Source organism: Pedobacter cryoconitis (genome assembly GCF_003259615.1).
Classification (GTDB): domain Bacteria; phylum Bacteroidota; class Bacteroidia; order Sphingobacteriales; family Sphingobacteriaceae; genus Pedobacter; species Pedobacter cryoconitis.
On record NZ_QLLR01000078.1, the window covers coordinates 1 to 1,340 of the forward strand.

The window sequence follows — 1,340 nt, forward strand, 5'->3', positions numbered from 1 at the left end:
GCTGCAAACGGAACTGCGACTGCTTTTTATGGCTGGAGACTGCTGGAGTCTGACAAAGCTTCTGCACTGCCTGTTCGTTGTCTTCGGAACGAGGTAGCTTCTACCATTCCTTCGGTGAGTAATGTGATCCTGCCATTGGCAGACATGACAGCTACTACGGCTAAGGCATCTGCAATTATAAATCCTGACGGACGTGAAACCGTAACTGCCCGTGGTTTTGTCTGGAATACAACAGGTAATCCAACAACTGCAGATCAGGTGGTGCCAATGGGAGCTGGTATAGGTACAATCAACGGATTAATTTCTGGTTTGGAGAATGGCCCTACCTATTATGTGAAAGCATTTGCAACCAATAGCGTAGGTACAGCCTATAGTGAAATTACAACCAGCTTTAAAATCTGTATGCCATTTACAGTAATTCACAGAGCAGGACTGAATGGATCTGCTGTAGATAAAACCGTGACTTATGGTTTGGTAAGTACTAAAATATCGGGTGCCGATAAATGCTGGATTACCCAGAATCTGGGTGCAGACCAGCAGGCTACAGCAGTTAACGATGCAACCGAAGCTTCTTCAGGCTGGTACTGGCAGTTTAACCGCTTGCAAGGTTATCAGCATGATGGAACTACCCGTACCCCAGGTGCGGTAATGGCACCGTGGGTTACCTCAATTAGTGAATCTTCAAGCTGGCTGGCTGTCAATGACCCATGTACACAAATGCTGGGCAGTGGCTGGCGGATACCAACCAATACTGAATGGATCTCAACGATTGCTACTCCTCAAAACTGGAAAATCAATGCTGACGTGTATGCTTCTGTATTAAAATTACATAATGCCGGAGATCTGGCTAATAATGGCGCATTAAACATCAGAGGAACGAACAGCAACTACTGGAGCAGTACGGGTTATGGGAATATCAGCCAGGCCTATTTCTATAACAATGTCAGATCGAATTACAATGATAAAGCCGTAGGCCTGCCGCTTCGCTGTCTGCAGGATGAGGTTGTAAAACGTCTTCCTTCGGTGACTAGTGTGGTAGTCCCGGCAGAAAGCATAACGATTGCCGCCGCTGTAGCCAATGCCACGGTGACCAATAGCGGTGGAGCTACAGTAACCAGCAGAGGTTTAGTCTGGAATACGACCGGAAATCCGGGTATGGGTGATCAGGTGATTATATTAGGTACTGGCATTGGAGATATAACCAGTAGTTTGAAAAACCTGGATGAAAAACCTGTTTATTATGTACGTGCCTTTGCAACCAATAGTGTAGGTACAAGCTTAAGTGCAACGGTGACGAGCTTTAAAGTTTGTTTACCTTTTACCATTACGCATACCGCCGG

The 1,340-nt window shown here is 46.0% G+C and carries 1 protein-coding gene; it reads left to right on the forward strand.

Going from position 1 to position 1,340, the window contains the following annotated elements:
• Positions 1-1,340 (forward strand): fibrobacter succinogenes major paralogous domain-containing protein (locus LY11_RS26850; protein WP_211321671.1); only part of this gene is annotated, 1,340 nt, incomplete at both ends.